Annotated in this window: 15 protein-coding genes; 6 read left to right on the top strand and 9 right to left on the bottom strand. The window is 65.6% G+C overall.

Annotation, left to right across the window (positions count from 1 at the left end; translation table 11 throughout):
• Nucleotides 1-107: 107 nt before the first annotated feature.
• The 4 genes from ACFR9U_RS02065 to ACFR9U_RS02050 form a co-directional block, all read right to left on the bottom strand.
• Complete coding sequence (locus ACFR9U_RS02065; RefSeq protein ID WP_247377184.1) at nt 108-1,532, bottom strand: aldehyde dehydrogenase family protein; 1,425 nt, start codon at nt 1,530-1,532, stop codon at nt 108-110.
• 248 nt (nt 1,533-1,780) lie between these two features.
• A complete protein-coding gene (kdgK1, locus tag ACFR9U_RS02060) occupies nt 1,781-2,734 on the bottom strand; it encodes a bifunctional 2-dehydro-3-deoxygluconokinase/2-dehydro-3-deoxygalactonokinase (RefSeq protein WP_247377187.1) in 954 nt (317 codons plus the stop codon).
• Nucleotides 2,735-2,854: 120 nt separating this feature from the next.
• The gene (locus ACFR9U_RS02055) at nt 2,855-3,025 is read right to left on the bottom strand and encodes a DUF7331 family protein (RefSeq protein WP_247377189.1); all 171 of its coding nucleotides are present in this window, start codon (nt 3,023-3,025) and stop codon (nt 2,855-2,857) included.
• A 107-nt stretch (nt 3,026-3,132) separates the two neighbouring features.
• The gene (locus ACFR9U_RS02050) at nt 3,133-3,375 is read right to left on the bottom strand and encodes a hypothetical protein (RefSeq protein ID WP_247377191.1); all 243 of its coding nucleotides are present in this window, start codon (nt 3,373-3,375) and stop codon (nt 3,133-3,135) included.
• 121 nt (nt 3,376-3,496) lie between these two features.
• On the opposite strand from ACFR9U_RS02050, the gene ACFR9U_RS02045 reads away from it, so the two are divergent.
• Together ACFR9U_RS02045 and ACFR9U_RS02040 are read left to right on the top strand one after the other, a co-directional pair.
• Entirely contained in the window at nt 3,497-4,897 is a 1,401-nt protein-coding gene (locus tag ACFR9U_RS02045; RefSeq protein ID WP_247377192.1) for an FAD-dependent oxidoreductase, read from the top strand.
• Between the two features lie 131 nt (nt 4,898-5,028).
• Nucleotides 5,029-5,544 carry an HTH domain-containing protein gene (locus ACFR9U_RS02040; RefSeq protein ID WP_247377195.1) on the top strand — a complete coding sequence of 172 codons (516 nt, stop codon included), beginning with the start codon at nt 5,029-5,031 and terminating at the stop codon, nt 5,542-5,544.
• Here ACFR9U_RS02040 and ACFR9U_RS02035 read toward each other — a convergent pair whose 3' ends face one another.
• Nucleotides 5,545-5,919, bottom strand: a complete 375-nt coding sequence (locus ACFR9U_RS02035) for a winged helix-turn-helix transcriptional regulator (protein WP_247377196.1) — start codon at nt 5,917-5,919, stop codon at nt 5,545-5,547.
• Between the two features lie 348 nt (nt 5,920-6,267).
• Here ACFR9U_RS02035 and ACFR9U_RS02030 point away from each other — a divergent pair, with 348 nt between their 5' ends.
• Nucleotides 6,268-6,675: a universal stress protein gene (locus ACFR9U_RS02030; RefSeq protein ID WP_247377198.1), complete on the top strand. Its 408-nt coding sequence runs from the start codon at nt 6,268-6,270 to the stop codon at nt 6,673-6,675.
• A gap of 240 nt (nt 6,676-6,915) precedes the next feature.
• Here the strand turns inward: ACFR9U_RS02030 and ACFR9U_RS02025 are convergent, their stop codons facing one another.
• The 3 genes from ACFR9U_RS02025 to ACFR9U_RS02015 form a co-directional block, all read right to left on the bottom strand.
• Nucleotides 6,916-9,378, bottom strand: a complete 2,463-nt coding sequence (locus ACFR9U_RS02025) for an efflux RND transporter permease subunit (RefSeq protein WP_247377200.1) — start codon at nt 9,376-9,378, stop codon at nt 6,916-6,918.
• A gap of 117 nt (nt 9,379-9,495) precedes the next feature.
• On the bottom strand, nt 9,496-10,077 hold the full coding sequence (locus ACFR9U_RS02020) for a response regulator (RefSeq protein ID WP_247377201.1): 582 nt from the start codon (nt 10,075-10,077) through the stop codon (nt 9,496-9,498).
• A 93-nt stretch (nt 10,078-10,170) separates the two neighbouring features.
• Nucleotides 10,171-10,746: a response regulator gene (locus tag ACFR9U_RS02015; protein ID WP_247377204.1), complete on the bottom strand. Its 576-nt coding sequence runs from the start codon at nt 10,744-10,746 to the stop codon at nt 10,171-10,173.
• A 168-nt stretch (nt 10,747-10,914) separates the two neighbouring features.
• Between ACFR9U_RS02015 and ACFR9U_RS02010 the strand changes: the two genes are divergently transcribed.
• The gene (locus tag ACFR9U_RS02010) at nt 10,915-11,112 is read left to right on the top strand and encodes a hypothetical protein (RefSeq protein WP_247377570.1); all 198 of its coding nucleotides are present in this window, start codon (nt 10,915-10,917) and stop codon (nt 11,110-11,112) included.
• 79 nt (nt 11,113-11,191) lie between these two features.
• Nucleotides 11,192-11,452 carry a hypothetical protein gene (locus tag ACFR9U_RS02005; RefSeq protein WP_247377206.1) on the top strand — a complete coding sequence of 87 codons (261 nt, stop codon included), beginning with the start codon at nt 11,192-11,194 and terminating at the stop codon, nt 11,450-11,452.
• Here ACFR9U_RS02005 and ACFR9U_RS02000 read toward each other — a convergent pair whose 3' ends face one another.
• Entirely contained in the window at nt 11,453-12,295 is an 843-nt protein-coding gene (locus tag ACFR9U_RS02000) for an NAD(+)/NADH kinase (protein WP_247377207.1), read from the bottom strand.
• A gap of 180 nt (nt 12,296-12,475) precedes the next feature.
• Between ACFR9U_RS02000 and ACFR9U_RS01995 the strand changes: the two genes are divergently transcribed.
• Entirely contained in the window at nt 12,476-13,708 is a 1,233-nt protein-coding gene (locus ACFR9U_RS01995; protein WP_247377209.1) for a KaiC domain-containing protein, read from the top strand.
• Nucleotides 13,709-13,935 lie beyond the last annotated feature (227 nt).

The raw sequence follows: 13,935 nt of genomic DNA, 5'->3' as shown, positions 1-13,935 counted from the left end.
TTCCTCCGGGACTGGGCCGCTGGCGAACGGCCCAGGCGCGTTTGCTGGTGATTGAAACTACAGGGGGATACGTCTGTCCGAATCCGGGAGAACGCCGGGGACTCGGACTACAGGACGATGCTCTTGGTGGTGACGAACGCCTCGATGCTGTAGCCGAGGCCTTCCCGACCGATTCCCGAGTCCTTGACGCCACCGAAGGGGATGTCGCCGAGACCGTGGGACGGCGCGCCGTTGATGCGGACCGCGCCGGCCTCGATGCGCTCGGCCACGTCCATCGCACGGTCGTAGTCCGCCGTGAACACTGCCGCGTCGAGTCCCATGTCACCAGCGTTGGCGAGTTCCAGGGCCTCGGCCTCGTCTTCGAACTTCGTCACGACGGCGATCGGCCCGAACTGCTCCTCGTGGATGAGGCGGGCGTCGTGGGGGACGTTCGCCAGCAGCGTCGGCTCGACGAACTGCCCCTCGCGCTCGCCACCGCGCACGAGGTCGGCGCCCTTCTCGACGGCGTCCGCGATGAGCTCCTCGACGTAGTCGGCCTGCTCCTCGCTGATGAGCGGGCCGAACGTGGTCTCCTCGTCGAAGAGGTCGCCGGCCTCCCAGTTGTCCATCTCCGCGTCGAGGAGGTCCACCATCTCGTCGTGGACGTCCTCGTGGGCGAGGACGCGGCTCACGGCGGAACAGCGCTGGCCGGCGTACTTGAACGAGCCCTTGGCACACTGGCCGACGGCGTCGGTGAGGTCGGCGTCGGGGAAGATGACGGCCGGCGCGTTGCCGCCCAGTTCCATGTGGAGGTTCACCATGCCGCTCTCGCGGGCGACGTGTTTGCCCGCCGCCGAGGAGCCGGTCATGGCGATAGCGTCGATGCGGTCGTCGCCGGCCAGCACGTCACCGATGTCGCTGGCCCGGCCGGCGACGTAGTTGAACGCACCGTCGGGAAGGTCGGCCGCCTCGATGCAGTCCGCGAGGACGGCTGCACTGACGGGCGTCTTCGTCGCGGGCTTGAGGACGACGCTGTTCCCGCCGGCGAGCGCGGGCGCGACCTGGAGCGCGGTCGTCGCGAGAGGGTAGTTGTACGGCGTCAGCGCGAGCACGGTCCCGACCGGCTGGGGCTTGACGATGGCCTTCCAGCCTTCGTGGCCCGCGGTCGTCCCTTCGAGGAACTCGCCCTGGAGGTCGTGGACCTCCTCGACGGCGCGGCGGAACCGCTCGACTGCCGAGTCGACTTCGCCGCGCGCGCTCGAAATCGGCTTGCCGGCCTCGCGGACGATGATGTCCGCGAGTTCCGCCTTCCGGGATTCGATCTCGTCGGCGATGGTTTCGAGCCACTCGGCGCGCTGGACGAGCGTCGTCTCGCGCATCTCCCGCTGTGCGCGGTGCGCGGCGTCGATCGCGTCCCGCGCCTCGTCGGGTCCCGCCGCACCGACCTGCGCGAACGTCCCGCCCGCTGCGAGGTCCGTGACCTCGAGCACCTCGTCGGTCTGGAACTTCCCCTCCACGAAGATGTCGTCCGGATACTGTCGTGACGTGGCCATACGTACCCGTACGGGGTACTCCTGTAAAGAGTTTACTCAATATCGAATTAATATCTATCAATTTGGTGTGGCAAGTTTTATCACACTATTGTCGCGGGAAATGTGGGCGTGGATCGACCGGTCTGGGCCCGCCGCAGTGGCGTATCGGACACCCGGCCGTGCGACTCTGCAGCAAGTGTCCGGAGAAGTGATCGGTTCGGCGTCGCCGGTGCGGTTTCGCGGCGTCGTTGTCTCTCCCTGGAACGCGGCTATCGGGAGATGTCGGTGTCGTCGCCGGCGACCACGCGGTCGACTGCTGCCGGCGTGACGACCGCGACGTCGCCGGGGATGGTGCGCTTCAGCGCTGCCGTCGCCGCGCCGTACGTCAGCGCGTCGGCGACAGTTCCGTCCTGCAGTCGCTTCGCGAGGTATCCCCCGACGAAGGCGTCCCCCGTGCCGACGGGGTGGGAGTCCCCGGCCGTGAACGCCGGCTGTTCGAGGAGTTCGCCGTCGTGGAGCGCGACTACGCCCTCGCTGCCCGTCGTGACGATGGTCGTCTGGAAGTCGTACTCGCCGGCGAGGTGCCGGGCCTGCTCGTCGGCCGGCCCCGACAGTCCGAGCACCGTCTCGGCGTCCCGCTCGGCGACGACGAGCACGTCGACGTGGGGAAAGAGATCGGTCAGCGTCTCCCGCGCCTCGGCCGGCTCCCAGAGCTTCGACCGGTAGTTCAGGTCGAACGTCGTCGTCGTGCCGGCTTCCCGTGCGAGCGTCAGGAGATCGCCCGTCGTTCGCGCGAGCGTGTCCGAGAGCGCCGGCGTGATGCCGGTCGTGTGGAAGACGCTGGCCGATTCGACGCGGTCGGTCGCGAGTTCGTCGGGCGTGGCCGTCCGGACGGCCGCGTGGTCGCGGTCGTAGACGACGGTCGCGCCACGGGGCTGGTCCCCGGATTCGAGGTAGTAGGTCCCCTGCCGGCCGTCGTCGGTCCAGACCACTGCTGGCTCGACGCCGTGGCGTCGGAGTGCACCTGTCACCCGCCGGCCGGGCGGTGAGTCCGGGAGTTTCGACAGCCAGGCGGCGTCGGCGCCGAGTCGGGCGGCCGCGGCGGCGACGTTGCTCTCGGCTCCGGCGGCGTGGACGTCGAACGAGTCGGCCGTCTCGATCGGCGTGTCTCCCGGTGGCGAGAGCCGGAGCATCGTCTCCCCGAAGGTCACGAGGTCGGGCATACGACTACGCTGGTGGTCGACGCTCATAAAAGACGAGGCGGATCGCGTCGCGTGACACGTCTCGCCGCTCGGCCGGGAAAACGGGCTGCGGTCGAAGTGGCTCCGTGATTGGTGGGTGGGCTACCGCCGGTCTGTGACGATGACCGCGTCGTCCGCCTGGACCCAGGCGCGGTGATTCTGTCGGTCGTAGATGATGACGCCGTCACCGGTTTCCAGTTCTGCGAATCGATCGTCTTGCTCAGCGACTCCGGCGGTCTGGGGATTCGTATCGTCCATTGGTTCTACTGACATGGGATGGGCTGTTTTCGTCCGACGATGATACCTACACGCCACGACATTGTTAAGTGTTACCACGTATCGTGGATGGCCCTCGGTCCGTCCCCATCGGTCGTTTGGGGTCACTCTCCCGTCCGGCCGTACCCCTGGTTCTCGATGCACTGGCGCATTTCCGCTTCACTCTCGTGTTTGTGGAGTCGGGTGGGCGTGTCGCAGTAGAACACCTCGCCGTCCCACCGAAGCGTGACCTCCTGCTCGGTTCCGAGGAGTTCCGTCCGGACGACGACGCGGCGGCCGTCGGTGAGCGCCTCGATGAACTCGTCTGCGTGTAGCTCGCCCGCCTCCACGTGCAGTGGTTCGGTCATTACGCTCGTCTTCCACTGCGTGGCCAATCAGTCTGTGGCTGGTCGATCAATACGTGGCGACTGTGTGGCCCGGAAACCAGAGCGGGACAACACTGAATGGGCCGGTCATGGTGTGGTGGATATGGACGTCCTCATCATCGGCGCGTACGGGAGCGCGGGCGTCGCCGTGGCTACTGACCTCGTCGACGCCCCGGAAATCGACCGGCTCACGCTCGTCGACGACGGCGACCCGGGTGGCGGCCTCTGCATCCTCGACGGCTGCATGCCGTCCAAGGAGGTGCTCTCGGCGGGCGCCCATCGGTTCCAGGCCCGCGCGGACCACCGGGTGACCGACGCGCCCGACGTCGACCTCGACGCGGTCGTCGGGACGAAAGACGAGCACATCCACAACTTCGCCGAACACCGACGCGCTGCGGTCGAGATGCTGACCGAGCGCGACCACGTCGAGTTCGTCCACGACACCGCGCGCTTCGTCGACGACCGGACCGTCCGCGTCGGCGATCGCGAGTACGTCCCCGACTACGTCGTCGTCGCGACCGGTTCGGTGGTCAACGTCCCCGGCCTCCCCGGGATCGACGACGTCGAGTTCATGACCAGCGCCGACGTCCTCGACGCGACCGCGTTACCCGACTCGGGCGTCGTCATGGGCTTCGGGTACGTGGGGATGGAACTCGTCCCGTACCTCGCCGAGGCCGGCGGGATGGACCTCACCGTCGTCGAACACGACGCGCGCCCGCTCGACGAGGCCGACCCAGCGTTCGGCGAGGCGCTCCTCGACATCTACCGCGACGAACTCGGTATCGAGATCCTCACCGAGACCTACGAAGAGCGCGTCGAGCCGACCGACGACGGCGGCGTCCGGCTGCACACGGATCGCGACGACGAACGCGCCACCGTCGACGCCGACCAGTTGTTCCTGTTTACCGGCCGTCGGCCGAATCTCGACGGGCTCGGGCTCGAACACACGCGACTGAATCCCGATCCCGGGTGGGTACTGGACACGATGCAGGCCCGCGACGACGAGCGCGTCTTCGTCGCGGGCGACGTCAACGGGAAGGAACCGATCCTCCACGTCGCCAAAGAGCAGGGGTTCACCGCGGCGGCGAACGTCCGTCGCCACGCCGCTGGCGAACCGCTCGTCCCCTACGAGAACGTCCATCACCACGTCGTGTTCTCGGCGCTCGGCGTGTACCCGTACGCCCGCGTGGGCTACTCGGCGGCGGCCGCCGAGGCCGCCGGCCTCGATTTCGTCGCCGTCTCCCGAGAAGCGAGCAGCGACGGCGTCTTCAAGACCAAAGACGCCGCTGCCGGCCGGGCGTCGCTCGTCGTCGACGCCACCGACGGAACGGTACTGGGCTACCAGGGGCTGCACTACCACGCGGACGTGATGGCCAAAACGATGCAGGTCGTCGTCGAGACCGGGATGGACGTCCGCGCGGTCCCCGACCGCGCGTTCCATCCGACCACGCCCGAAATCCTCGACGGGTTGTTCAGAACCGCTACCGAGAAACTCGACGGGTAACTGAAACCGGTTCGTGGTTGTCAATTTCACGACTGAAATCGGGGAGTATCACCGAGCAGTCCGGCGATTCCTACGAGCGCACAAAATCTTTATCGTTCATCATCAAGTCTATCTCAACAGCCGGGGTCAACATGAACGCAGACACCTCACAGGAGGCGGTGACCGTCGATCTGCACGTCCGCTCGCTCGCGCCGCGGGCCGGCCACGCCCAACAGAACGTCGCCATCGAGCGACTCGACGACCTCGAGTCGGCGGACCGGATCGAGGCTTTCAACGTCCACGTCTGGGGCCATCAGATCAGTCTCTCGACTGCTGCCGCCAACACCGACGCCGGGCAGTTCGTCCTCGACCGCGTCGAGCAGTTCCGCTCGTGGGCCGCCGAGACCGGTCGGTCCGTCGATTCGTTCTTCGAGACGCGACGCGTCGAATCCGAGATCATGGACGAGGAGTACGCCGCGCTGGTCCTCCCCAGTCTGACTCTCGCCGAGTACCGCGACGGTGACCTGGCGTTCGTCGCCCCCTGCTCTGACGACGGCTCGGTGTGCACCGTCGAAGACCGCATCGACGTGCTCGCTGCCAGCGGCGTCACTGACGTGCTCCAGTCCGACGACCCCGAACTGCCGTCGGCCGTCGTCGAAGAAGAGTAGTTACGACTCTCTTTCGTCTGCCGGGACGAGGTGGGCCTTCCCCCACGTCCGCATCGCGTCGATGACCGGCCCGAGATCTCGACCCCGTTCCGTCAGGTCGTATTCGACGCGGAACGGTTTCTCACTGATTACCTCCCGGGTGACGATGCCGCGCTCTTCTAAGTCTTCGAGGCTGTCCGAGAGCACCTTGCTCGAAATCCCGTCGACGGCCTCTTTGAGCGCGTTGAATCCCAGTGGGCCGTTCGTGAGCAATCGGTCGACGATGACCGGATGCCACTTCTTGCCGATCAGCGACGCCGTCGCCGTCACCGCACACCACTCCTCGCCCGCACACCAGATCTCCACTGGGTCGCCTTCCTGTCCGTCCTCGCTCATGGCGTGCCGTTCGACAGCCGGCGGTATATAGTCACCTTCTCGAACCTGATTACTCTCCGTTACCTGTCCGTCGTCGGTTTCCTGCGGTACCCCCCGCGACAGACTCGCGTGCGTCGACCGCACACAGTCGCCGCCAGGTTCTTCCTGCGTCGTGTGGTAGTTTCGCCTATGGACCGAGACGACGACTACCGATGTGACGCCTGCGGTGTGACGTTCGAGACGGAAAGAGCCCTCACGCGCCACGTTCACGACGTCGGGTTAGTCGACTAGGCGACGCTGCCGGCCAGTCGTTCTCCACAGTTGGTAACTGACGTGGGAATTTATGAGACGTGCCCTCGACCACCGGGTATGTACGAGGTACTCCTCCCGGTCGACGAGAGCGACGAGCGCGCAACTGCACAGGCAACGGCGATCACGGACCTTCCGGGCGATGCGGACGAGATCCACGTGACGATCTTCCACTCGTTCACCGACAACCCCTCCGGGGCGTCGGTTTCCCAGCTCCAGTCCGCTCGGCGCGCGCGTGACGTTCTGGAGGAGGCAGGCATCGAGTACACGATGGACGAAAGCAGCGGGCAGCCTGCCACCGAAATTCTCGACGTCGCCGAGGAACTGGACGCCGACCTCGTCTGTCTGGGCGGTCGCAAGCGCTCCCCGGCGGGCAAGGTCCTGTTCGGGAGCGTCACCCAGAGCGTCCTGCTTGATACGGACCGATCGGTTCTGATCGCCCACACCGACGAAGAAGACGAGGACTGAGCCGGCGACCGCCAGGCCTGTCGCTTTCTGACAAACTTAAATCCCCACGTATCACCGGGGCAATTTTCATTTCCGTTTTGTGTGAAGTATCTGGTGCCGGTGGGTGGGTGGTACATCGCTTCCGGTCTCTCACCGGCGGGAGACGAGCCCACGTCTCCTCAACGGCCGTCCCGCAAGCACCACGTGCCAGCTTAACCGCGATGCCGTTCCTCAGGCGGCATCCCGCGGTGCTTTTCGGCCTCAGTCTTCCGTGAGCGATTCGTGTGGCGTGGACGTACTGGACTCGCCGCCTGCCATCGGGTCGGCGGATCGTGAGCTGTTGGCCACCCGGTCCCACAGCACCAGCGTCGAGGGCAGCACGAACAGCGAGGCGAGGTAGGCGTAGACGACGCTCAATGCCGTGAGGATGCCGAACACGCCGATCGCGGGGTTCAACGAGAGCCAGAGCACGCCGACGCCGAACACCGTCGTCAGCATGCTCCCAGTCAGTGCGCCGCCGGTTCCGACGATGGTTCGCGTGAGCGCGGGCATGAGCGGTCGCTCCTCGAACTCGTCGGCGAAGCGGTGGACGACGTGGACGGAGTAGTCGATCCCCAGGCCGATCGTGATCGCCAGGATCGTCCCGTTGAAGGCGTTGAACTTCACGCCCAGCACTCGCATCGACGCGACGACGAACGCGACGCTCACCGCGATGGGGACGACGTTGGCGATCCCGAGCGACGGCCGTCCTTCGAGCACCCAGTAGATGAAGATCAGGAACACCGACGCTCCCAGCAGCGAGAGCGCTAAACTCTGGACGACGCCCTCGAACAGCACGGCCGTCGCGTCCTGGAAGATGACCGCGAAACCGGTGGCCGACGCGTCGAAGCGGTGATCGGCCGCGACCGCCCGCGCGTCGACGGTCGTCGCCACGTCGTCGGCGCTGTCGTCGACGGTGTAGACGACGCGGGCGCTCCGGCGGTCTTCACCGATGAACGACAGCGCCTGCTCGCGCGCGGGTGAGTCGAGCAACGCGTCGTAGATCTCGTCGAGATTGTCGTCCGGCACGCCGTTGTCGTTGCGGTCGTTGCGCGCGACCAGCCGCGCGAACTCGGGATCGGCCGCTGCCCGTGACTCGATGACCGTGACGATGCTCTGGGACTTCGCTCGCCGATCGTCGCGTCGGAACGTCGGCGGTGGGTCTGCACCCGCCCGATAGATGGACTCCAGGGCAGTGTCGCGTGTCATCGGCCCCTCGACGTACAGCAACACCTGGCCGTCCTGGTCGAACTTCTCCTCGCGGAAGTTGTAGTTCTCGACGTACTGGTACGACGCGGGCGGGCGGAACGGCTCGGGGAGCGACTGGAGCGGCTCTGGCGTCTCCTCGGCGGGCATGAAGTCCTCCGGCGAGAAGCCGGTCCCGATCCCCGTCGCGTAGTAGCCGACGCCGCCGGTGACGACCAGGACGACGAGCATGAACGCCAGGGGCGCGCGCTTCGCGATGGTGACGCCGCCGCCGAGTGCTCGGCCGAGTGCGGAGTCCGCCGCCCCGAGCGGTCGCTCGCTGATGGTCGGGAGTGGGTACTTTCGGCGGAGCCGGTCGACGTACACCTTCTGGGCCGGCAGGAACACGCCGAACAACAGGAACGTGAACACGATGCCGATGGCCGCGACCAGCCCGAAGTCCTGGGTCGGCGGGAACGCGCTCACCAGGTTCGAGAGGAACCCGATGACGGTGGTCCCGGTGACGATGAAGAAGGCGACGAGCAGCTGGTCGGTCGTGATGCGCATCGACCGCTCGATGTCCTGGTCCTGGGCGCGCTCCTCGCGGTAGCGATTGACGGCGTGAATGCCGAAGTCGATTCCCACGGCGATCAGCAGCGGCGGCACGGCGACGAGCAGCGGGTTGAAGGCGATGCCGGCCAGGCCGAGGAAGCCGAACGTCCACAGCAGTGCGATGACGATGGTCGCGATGCCGAGCAGCAGGTCCACCAGGTCGCGGTAAGCGACGACGAGGAAGACGACGATGAGGACGAACGCCGCCGGCAAGACCAACACCAGCGAGTCCGAGATGGTGTCCGGCTGGCTCCCGAGCACGCGAATGTCCTGCCCGGCGGTCGAGACGACGCGTCGAACCCGGTCGGCCCGGTCCGGGATGTCGCTCGTCCCGTGCGTGATCGTCGCCTGCGCGGCCGCGGCCGACGCTGCCCTGCGATTGAAGTCGTCGCTCAACTGGTTCGTAAAGCCGGGGTTCCGCTCGGCGGCGGTCCGGACGGCGGCGTCGATCTCCGCCGGCGTCGCGCCCTCGATGGCGTCGATCTCTTCCTGCAGGGTGGTCGCGTTCGGGTCGAGCGTCCGCGCGACGACGCCGGCCGGACTCGACGTGGACTCGACCCGCATCCCGTGTTGGTTCTCGACCCGCTCCTGGGCCCGTAATAGCCGCACCATGGTCGGTTTCGAGAGGACGTTCTGACTGTCCTGCAGCAGCGTCGTGCTCGACGTGCTCCCGCTGGTGAAGCTCGCGCCGAAGTCGCGCTGGATGTCTTCCAGCGCCTCGAAGGACTCTAAGTCCTCGATGAACTGGTTCTGTCCGGTCTCGGTCTCGATGTTCCCGAGCCCGCCGACGAACAGGACTGTCAGCCCGAGAAAGAGGAGGATGATTTTCCCGGGGCTGTTGACGATACGGTCGTCGACCCAATCGATCACTCGTTGGTACGCGTCCATGGAGGTCCCCCACCAGCGTTCGGGCGGCAACTGGTATGCCGACCCTATTGGCCGCTCTCCGCTTAACCGGTTTGTAAACTCTAATAAACTAGCTAGAAATTCACTCTGCTCCGCACGTCAGCGTCCGTCGTCGCCGGGCGAGCGGTCGATGTTCCGGTAGGTTTCGACGAGCGACTCGAAGTCGTCGATCTCCTCGCGGAGTTGTTCGGTCATCTCTCGGGCTCTGCGCGCGGTTCGTTTGAACTCGTCGCTCTCCTGGAGTTCGGCGCCGGACAGTTCCGCTTCGAGCACCTCCAGTTTCGAGAGCAGCGAGAAGTACTCCTCGACGCGCTCGGAGTCTGCGACCGGATCGACGTGCCGTTCGAGCGTCGACTCGAGGGTCTCCTCGTCGACCGGCTTCGAGAGGTAGTCGTCGAACCCCATGTCGAGAATGTTCAGGTCGGGATCGACGGCGGTCACCATGATGACTGCGCAGTCCATGCCCTGCTCGCGAAGTTCGGCGAGCACCTCGTCACCCGACATATCGGGCATGCGGCGGTCGAGCAACACGGCGTCGACGCCGTCGTCGATCACGTCGAGCGCTTCCTCGCCGCCGTACGCGACGGACGTCTCGTAGCTCCCCTCGAGGTTCTTCGCGTAGATGTCGGCGATGTCACGCTCGTCGTCGACGATTACGACGTGTGGACGAGAACGACCCACGATACTCCGAGTTCGGAGGCTCGCTGAGTTATAACTTGTGTCACGGGTCGATGCTCACCGGTGGTCTCTCCCAGTGCAAGCGCCCGCACGTCGTCAGCGTCCGGGATGGCGACCGATCTCCCGGAACGCCATCTCGAAGTCGTCGAAGTCCGTCAGCGCGTCGTCCATCTCCGATTTCAGCTCCTCGGCGCGCTCGCGGAGGGCGACGACGTCGTCGTTCGTCTGAAGTTCCTGTGGGGTCTTCTCGGCTTCCAGGAGCGCCAGCTTTGAGGTCACCTCGTAGTACTCGCTGAGACGGTCGTCGTACTCGCTCGCGCTGAGTTGCTGTTCGACGGCACCGAGCAGGTCGTCGCTCTCGACGGGTTTGCAGAGGTAGTCGTCGAACGGCATCTCGATGATGTCGAAGTCCGGGTCGACTGCCGTGATCATGATGACCCGACAGTCCAACTCGCGCTCCCGGATCTCCTCGAGCACGTCGTCGCCCGATTTATCCGGCATCCGACGGTCGAGCAAGACCACGTCGACCTCGTCGTCGACCTTTTCGAGGGCTTCCTCGCCACCGTACGCGACGCGAACGGTGTACTCGCGCTCTAGCTTGAGCGCATAGACGTCTGCGACCTCCTTCTCGTCGTCGACGACCAGGAGGGTAGCCTCCGAATCGTTCGCCATGCATCCCTGTTTTTGTGGCGACGGGTTATACTTTGCGCGCGACGAATCACATCGCCGAGGGGTGGTCGGCCGGCCGCTGGCGGTCGGTTGCCGAACTGAAACCGCACCTTTCTCCCCGGTCCAGCCCGTTCCACTCTGTATGATCGACACGTCCGGAGGTGGGCGGTGATGGCGCTGTCCGAACGGCTGAAGTTCGCGCTGGTACTGGCTGGCGGAATAATCCTGCCAGGGCTGGCGGACTACGCCCTCGCACAGGCGGGCTACGAGCTGCTGGGCATCGTCGTGTGGGTCAGCGGCTATCTCGGCGCGATGGTGCTCATCTGGTACGTCTGGCTGCGCCCGCTGGACATGACGGGCCCGTCGTGACCGCGCCGTGGGGTCGTTTTCGCTCTCGAACGCGTAACGGAAGTTTTTAGGCTGCTACAGGAGGACTCTCGCAATAGGAATGTACGCGTTACCGCTCCAGGTGATCGACAATTTCCTGCTCCAGTACAACATCGGGCAGGCGATCTTCCTGATTCTCGTCCTTGGGTTCCTGGCAGCGCTGCCGCTGAAATCGCGCAAAGTCATCGCACTCCAGTTCATGACGTTCGGGGTCATCTACCTGCTCACCCCACAGAGCATGCTAGCAAAGCCTCACTGGAAGTTCTTCGGCATCGCACTGCTGGTGATCGGTCCGATGGTGTACGTGACCGCTCGCAAGTAGTCAGTCCAGTTTCCCGAGTCCAGCAAAGAAATCCAACGGCGGTCCCGCGACGTGGACCGGTTCACCTGCACGCCGCAGTTCGATGGTCGCCGGCGGCGTGACAGTCTCATCCTCCCGTCCGTCGCTCACCACCACCGCGTGGTCCGCCTCGGACACCGTCACCTCGATGGTGCGTTCCTCGTCGACCACCAGCGGCGGCATGGGCTCTTCGCCCGCCATCTCCGTGATGACGAACCCGTCCACGCCCGGATGAACGAGCGGGCCGTCTTCGCTCAGGTTGTAGGCCGTGCTCCCGGTCGGCGTCGCCACGAGGACCCCGTCCGCGTGCCCGCTCGTGTACATCGCCCCGTCGACGGTCACCTCGAGGTCGAGCCCCTGGCCGTGGCCGCGCTGGGGTCCGAGGATAGCGATCTCGTTGATCGCCGGGGAGAGCGTCCAGTCCTCGCCGCCGGCCGCCAGCCGACTCATCGCCCGTGTGGCGGCCGGCCCCTCCTCGCGGAGCGTGTCGACTTCGTCGCTGACGGCGCTGACGGCGTCGGCAGGTGAGACGGCGTTCAGGAAGCCGACTTCGCCGAGGTTGATGCCCATCACCGGCGTCGTGCCGGCCCCGCGGGCGGCAAAGAGGAAGGTGCCGTCGCCCCCGATGGAGACGACGAGGTCGCAGGTCGCCATCTCCTCGATCGCCACGCCCGGCACCGAGTGGTCGGTTTCGGCAGCCAGATGCGCGGCCGTCTCTCTGTCGACCACGACTGCGCTGTCGTCGGCCCGCAGTCGCTCGACGATATCGCCCGCCAGCGTCGCAGCGCGGGGATTGTCCCGCTGGGCGACGATCCCGACTTTCATCTCGTCGGGCTTTGCCCCCCCGAAAGTATAAACCCACTCGAATCCGCCCACGAGCGGCGTCCGTCCCGCGATTCCTGCCAGTCAGTTCGGCACTGTGACGACGTCAAATACAGGCAACCTTAATTTATCCGCATCCCAACTGCTATCCATGGCCCCCCGGCCGGGAGCGAGTGTTGTTCGATGAGCGAGGACGAATCCGCCGACGACGACTGGTTCGAGAGCGCGCTCGGCGACGACGACGAGCCCGAGGCCTCGGCCGACGACCCGCAGTCTCCCGAGAACGGTGACACTGACGCTGGGGACCCAGCCGACGATGCAGACGACAGCCCGTTCGGCGCAGCGGACACTGACAGCGACAGCCCGTTTGGTACTGGCGACGGGGAGAGCCCGTTCGGCAGCGACGACGCGAACGGCGACAGTCCCTCCGCCGACGATGCAGACGACAGCCCGTTCGGTGCAGCGGACACTGACAGCGACAGCTCGTTCGGTGATACTGCGGACGGGGACACGGACAGCCCCTTCGGTGGGGGAGACGGTGACGCTGGCAGTGACAGCCCCTTCGGTGGGAGCGACGGCGGCGACAGTCCGTTCGGCGGTGGCAAGAGCGGTGACGGCAACGGCGACCTGTTCGACGACGATTTCGCCTCTGCGTTCGGCGGTGGCGGCGGTGACAGCGGTGGCGGCGACTTCGACGACGAGGACTTAGATTCCGACCTCCCGCGGATCAAACTCGGGATCGAAGGCCTAGACGACATGATCCAGGGCGGCATTCCCGAACGCCACCTCATCGTCACCATCGGATCGGCCGGGACCGGCAAGACCACGTTCGGCCTGCAGTTTCTCCACCACGGCCTCCAGAAAGACGACCCCGAGAAGGCCGTGTTCATCACGCTCGAACAGAGCCGCGACGCCATCATGGCCACCGCGGCCGAGCGCGACTGGAACTTCGAGCAGTACGAGAAAGAGGACAAACTCGCGATCGTCGACTTGGATCCCGTCGAGATGGCGAACAGCCTCGACAACATCAGGGCGGAACTTCCCACCCTCATCGAGGATTTCGGCGCCGATCGACTGGTCCTGGACTCGGTCTCCCTGCTGGAGATGATGTACAACGACCAGGCGAAACGGCGCACTCAGGTGTTCGATTTCACCCGGTCGCTGAAGAAATCCGGCGTCACGACGATGCTCACCTCCGAGGCCAGCGAGGACCACGAGTACTCGTCCCGCCACGGCATCATCGAGTACCTCACCGACGCCGTGATCCACCTCCGGTACGTCCGCGAGGAGACCCGCGAGACCCGTACTGCAGTCTCCATCCAGAAGATCCGGAACGCCAACCACTCCCGCGAGACCAAACCCTACGAGATCACCGGCGACGGCATCTCCGTGTATCAGCAGGCGAATATTTTCTAACCACCTTTTTTGCGGTCGGGTGCGCGAAGCGCACCACTCCCGCAAAAAATCTGGACCAAAAAAGCCGGACGCGCCGACGGCGCGTCCGGTGTCTTCGTGAGTGACCGCAGGGAACGAGCGAATGGCTCAGAAGACGAGCAAAGCGAGTCTTCTGGTGAACCGCTCGCTTCGTCGTCACCAGAACGCGAAGCGTTCTGGTTGGCGCACGAGAGCGTAGCTCTCGTGAA

Source organism: Halorientalis brevis (assembly GCF_042678165.1).
GTDB classification, from domain to species: domain Archaea; phylum Halobacteriota; class Halobacteria; order Halobacteriales; family Haloarculaceae; genus Halorientalis; species Halorientalis brevis.
This window is presented reverse-complemented; position numbering and strand designations above follow the sequence as displayed.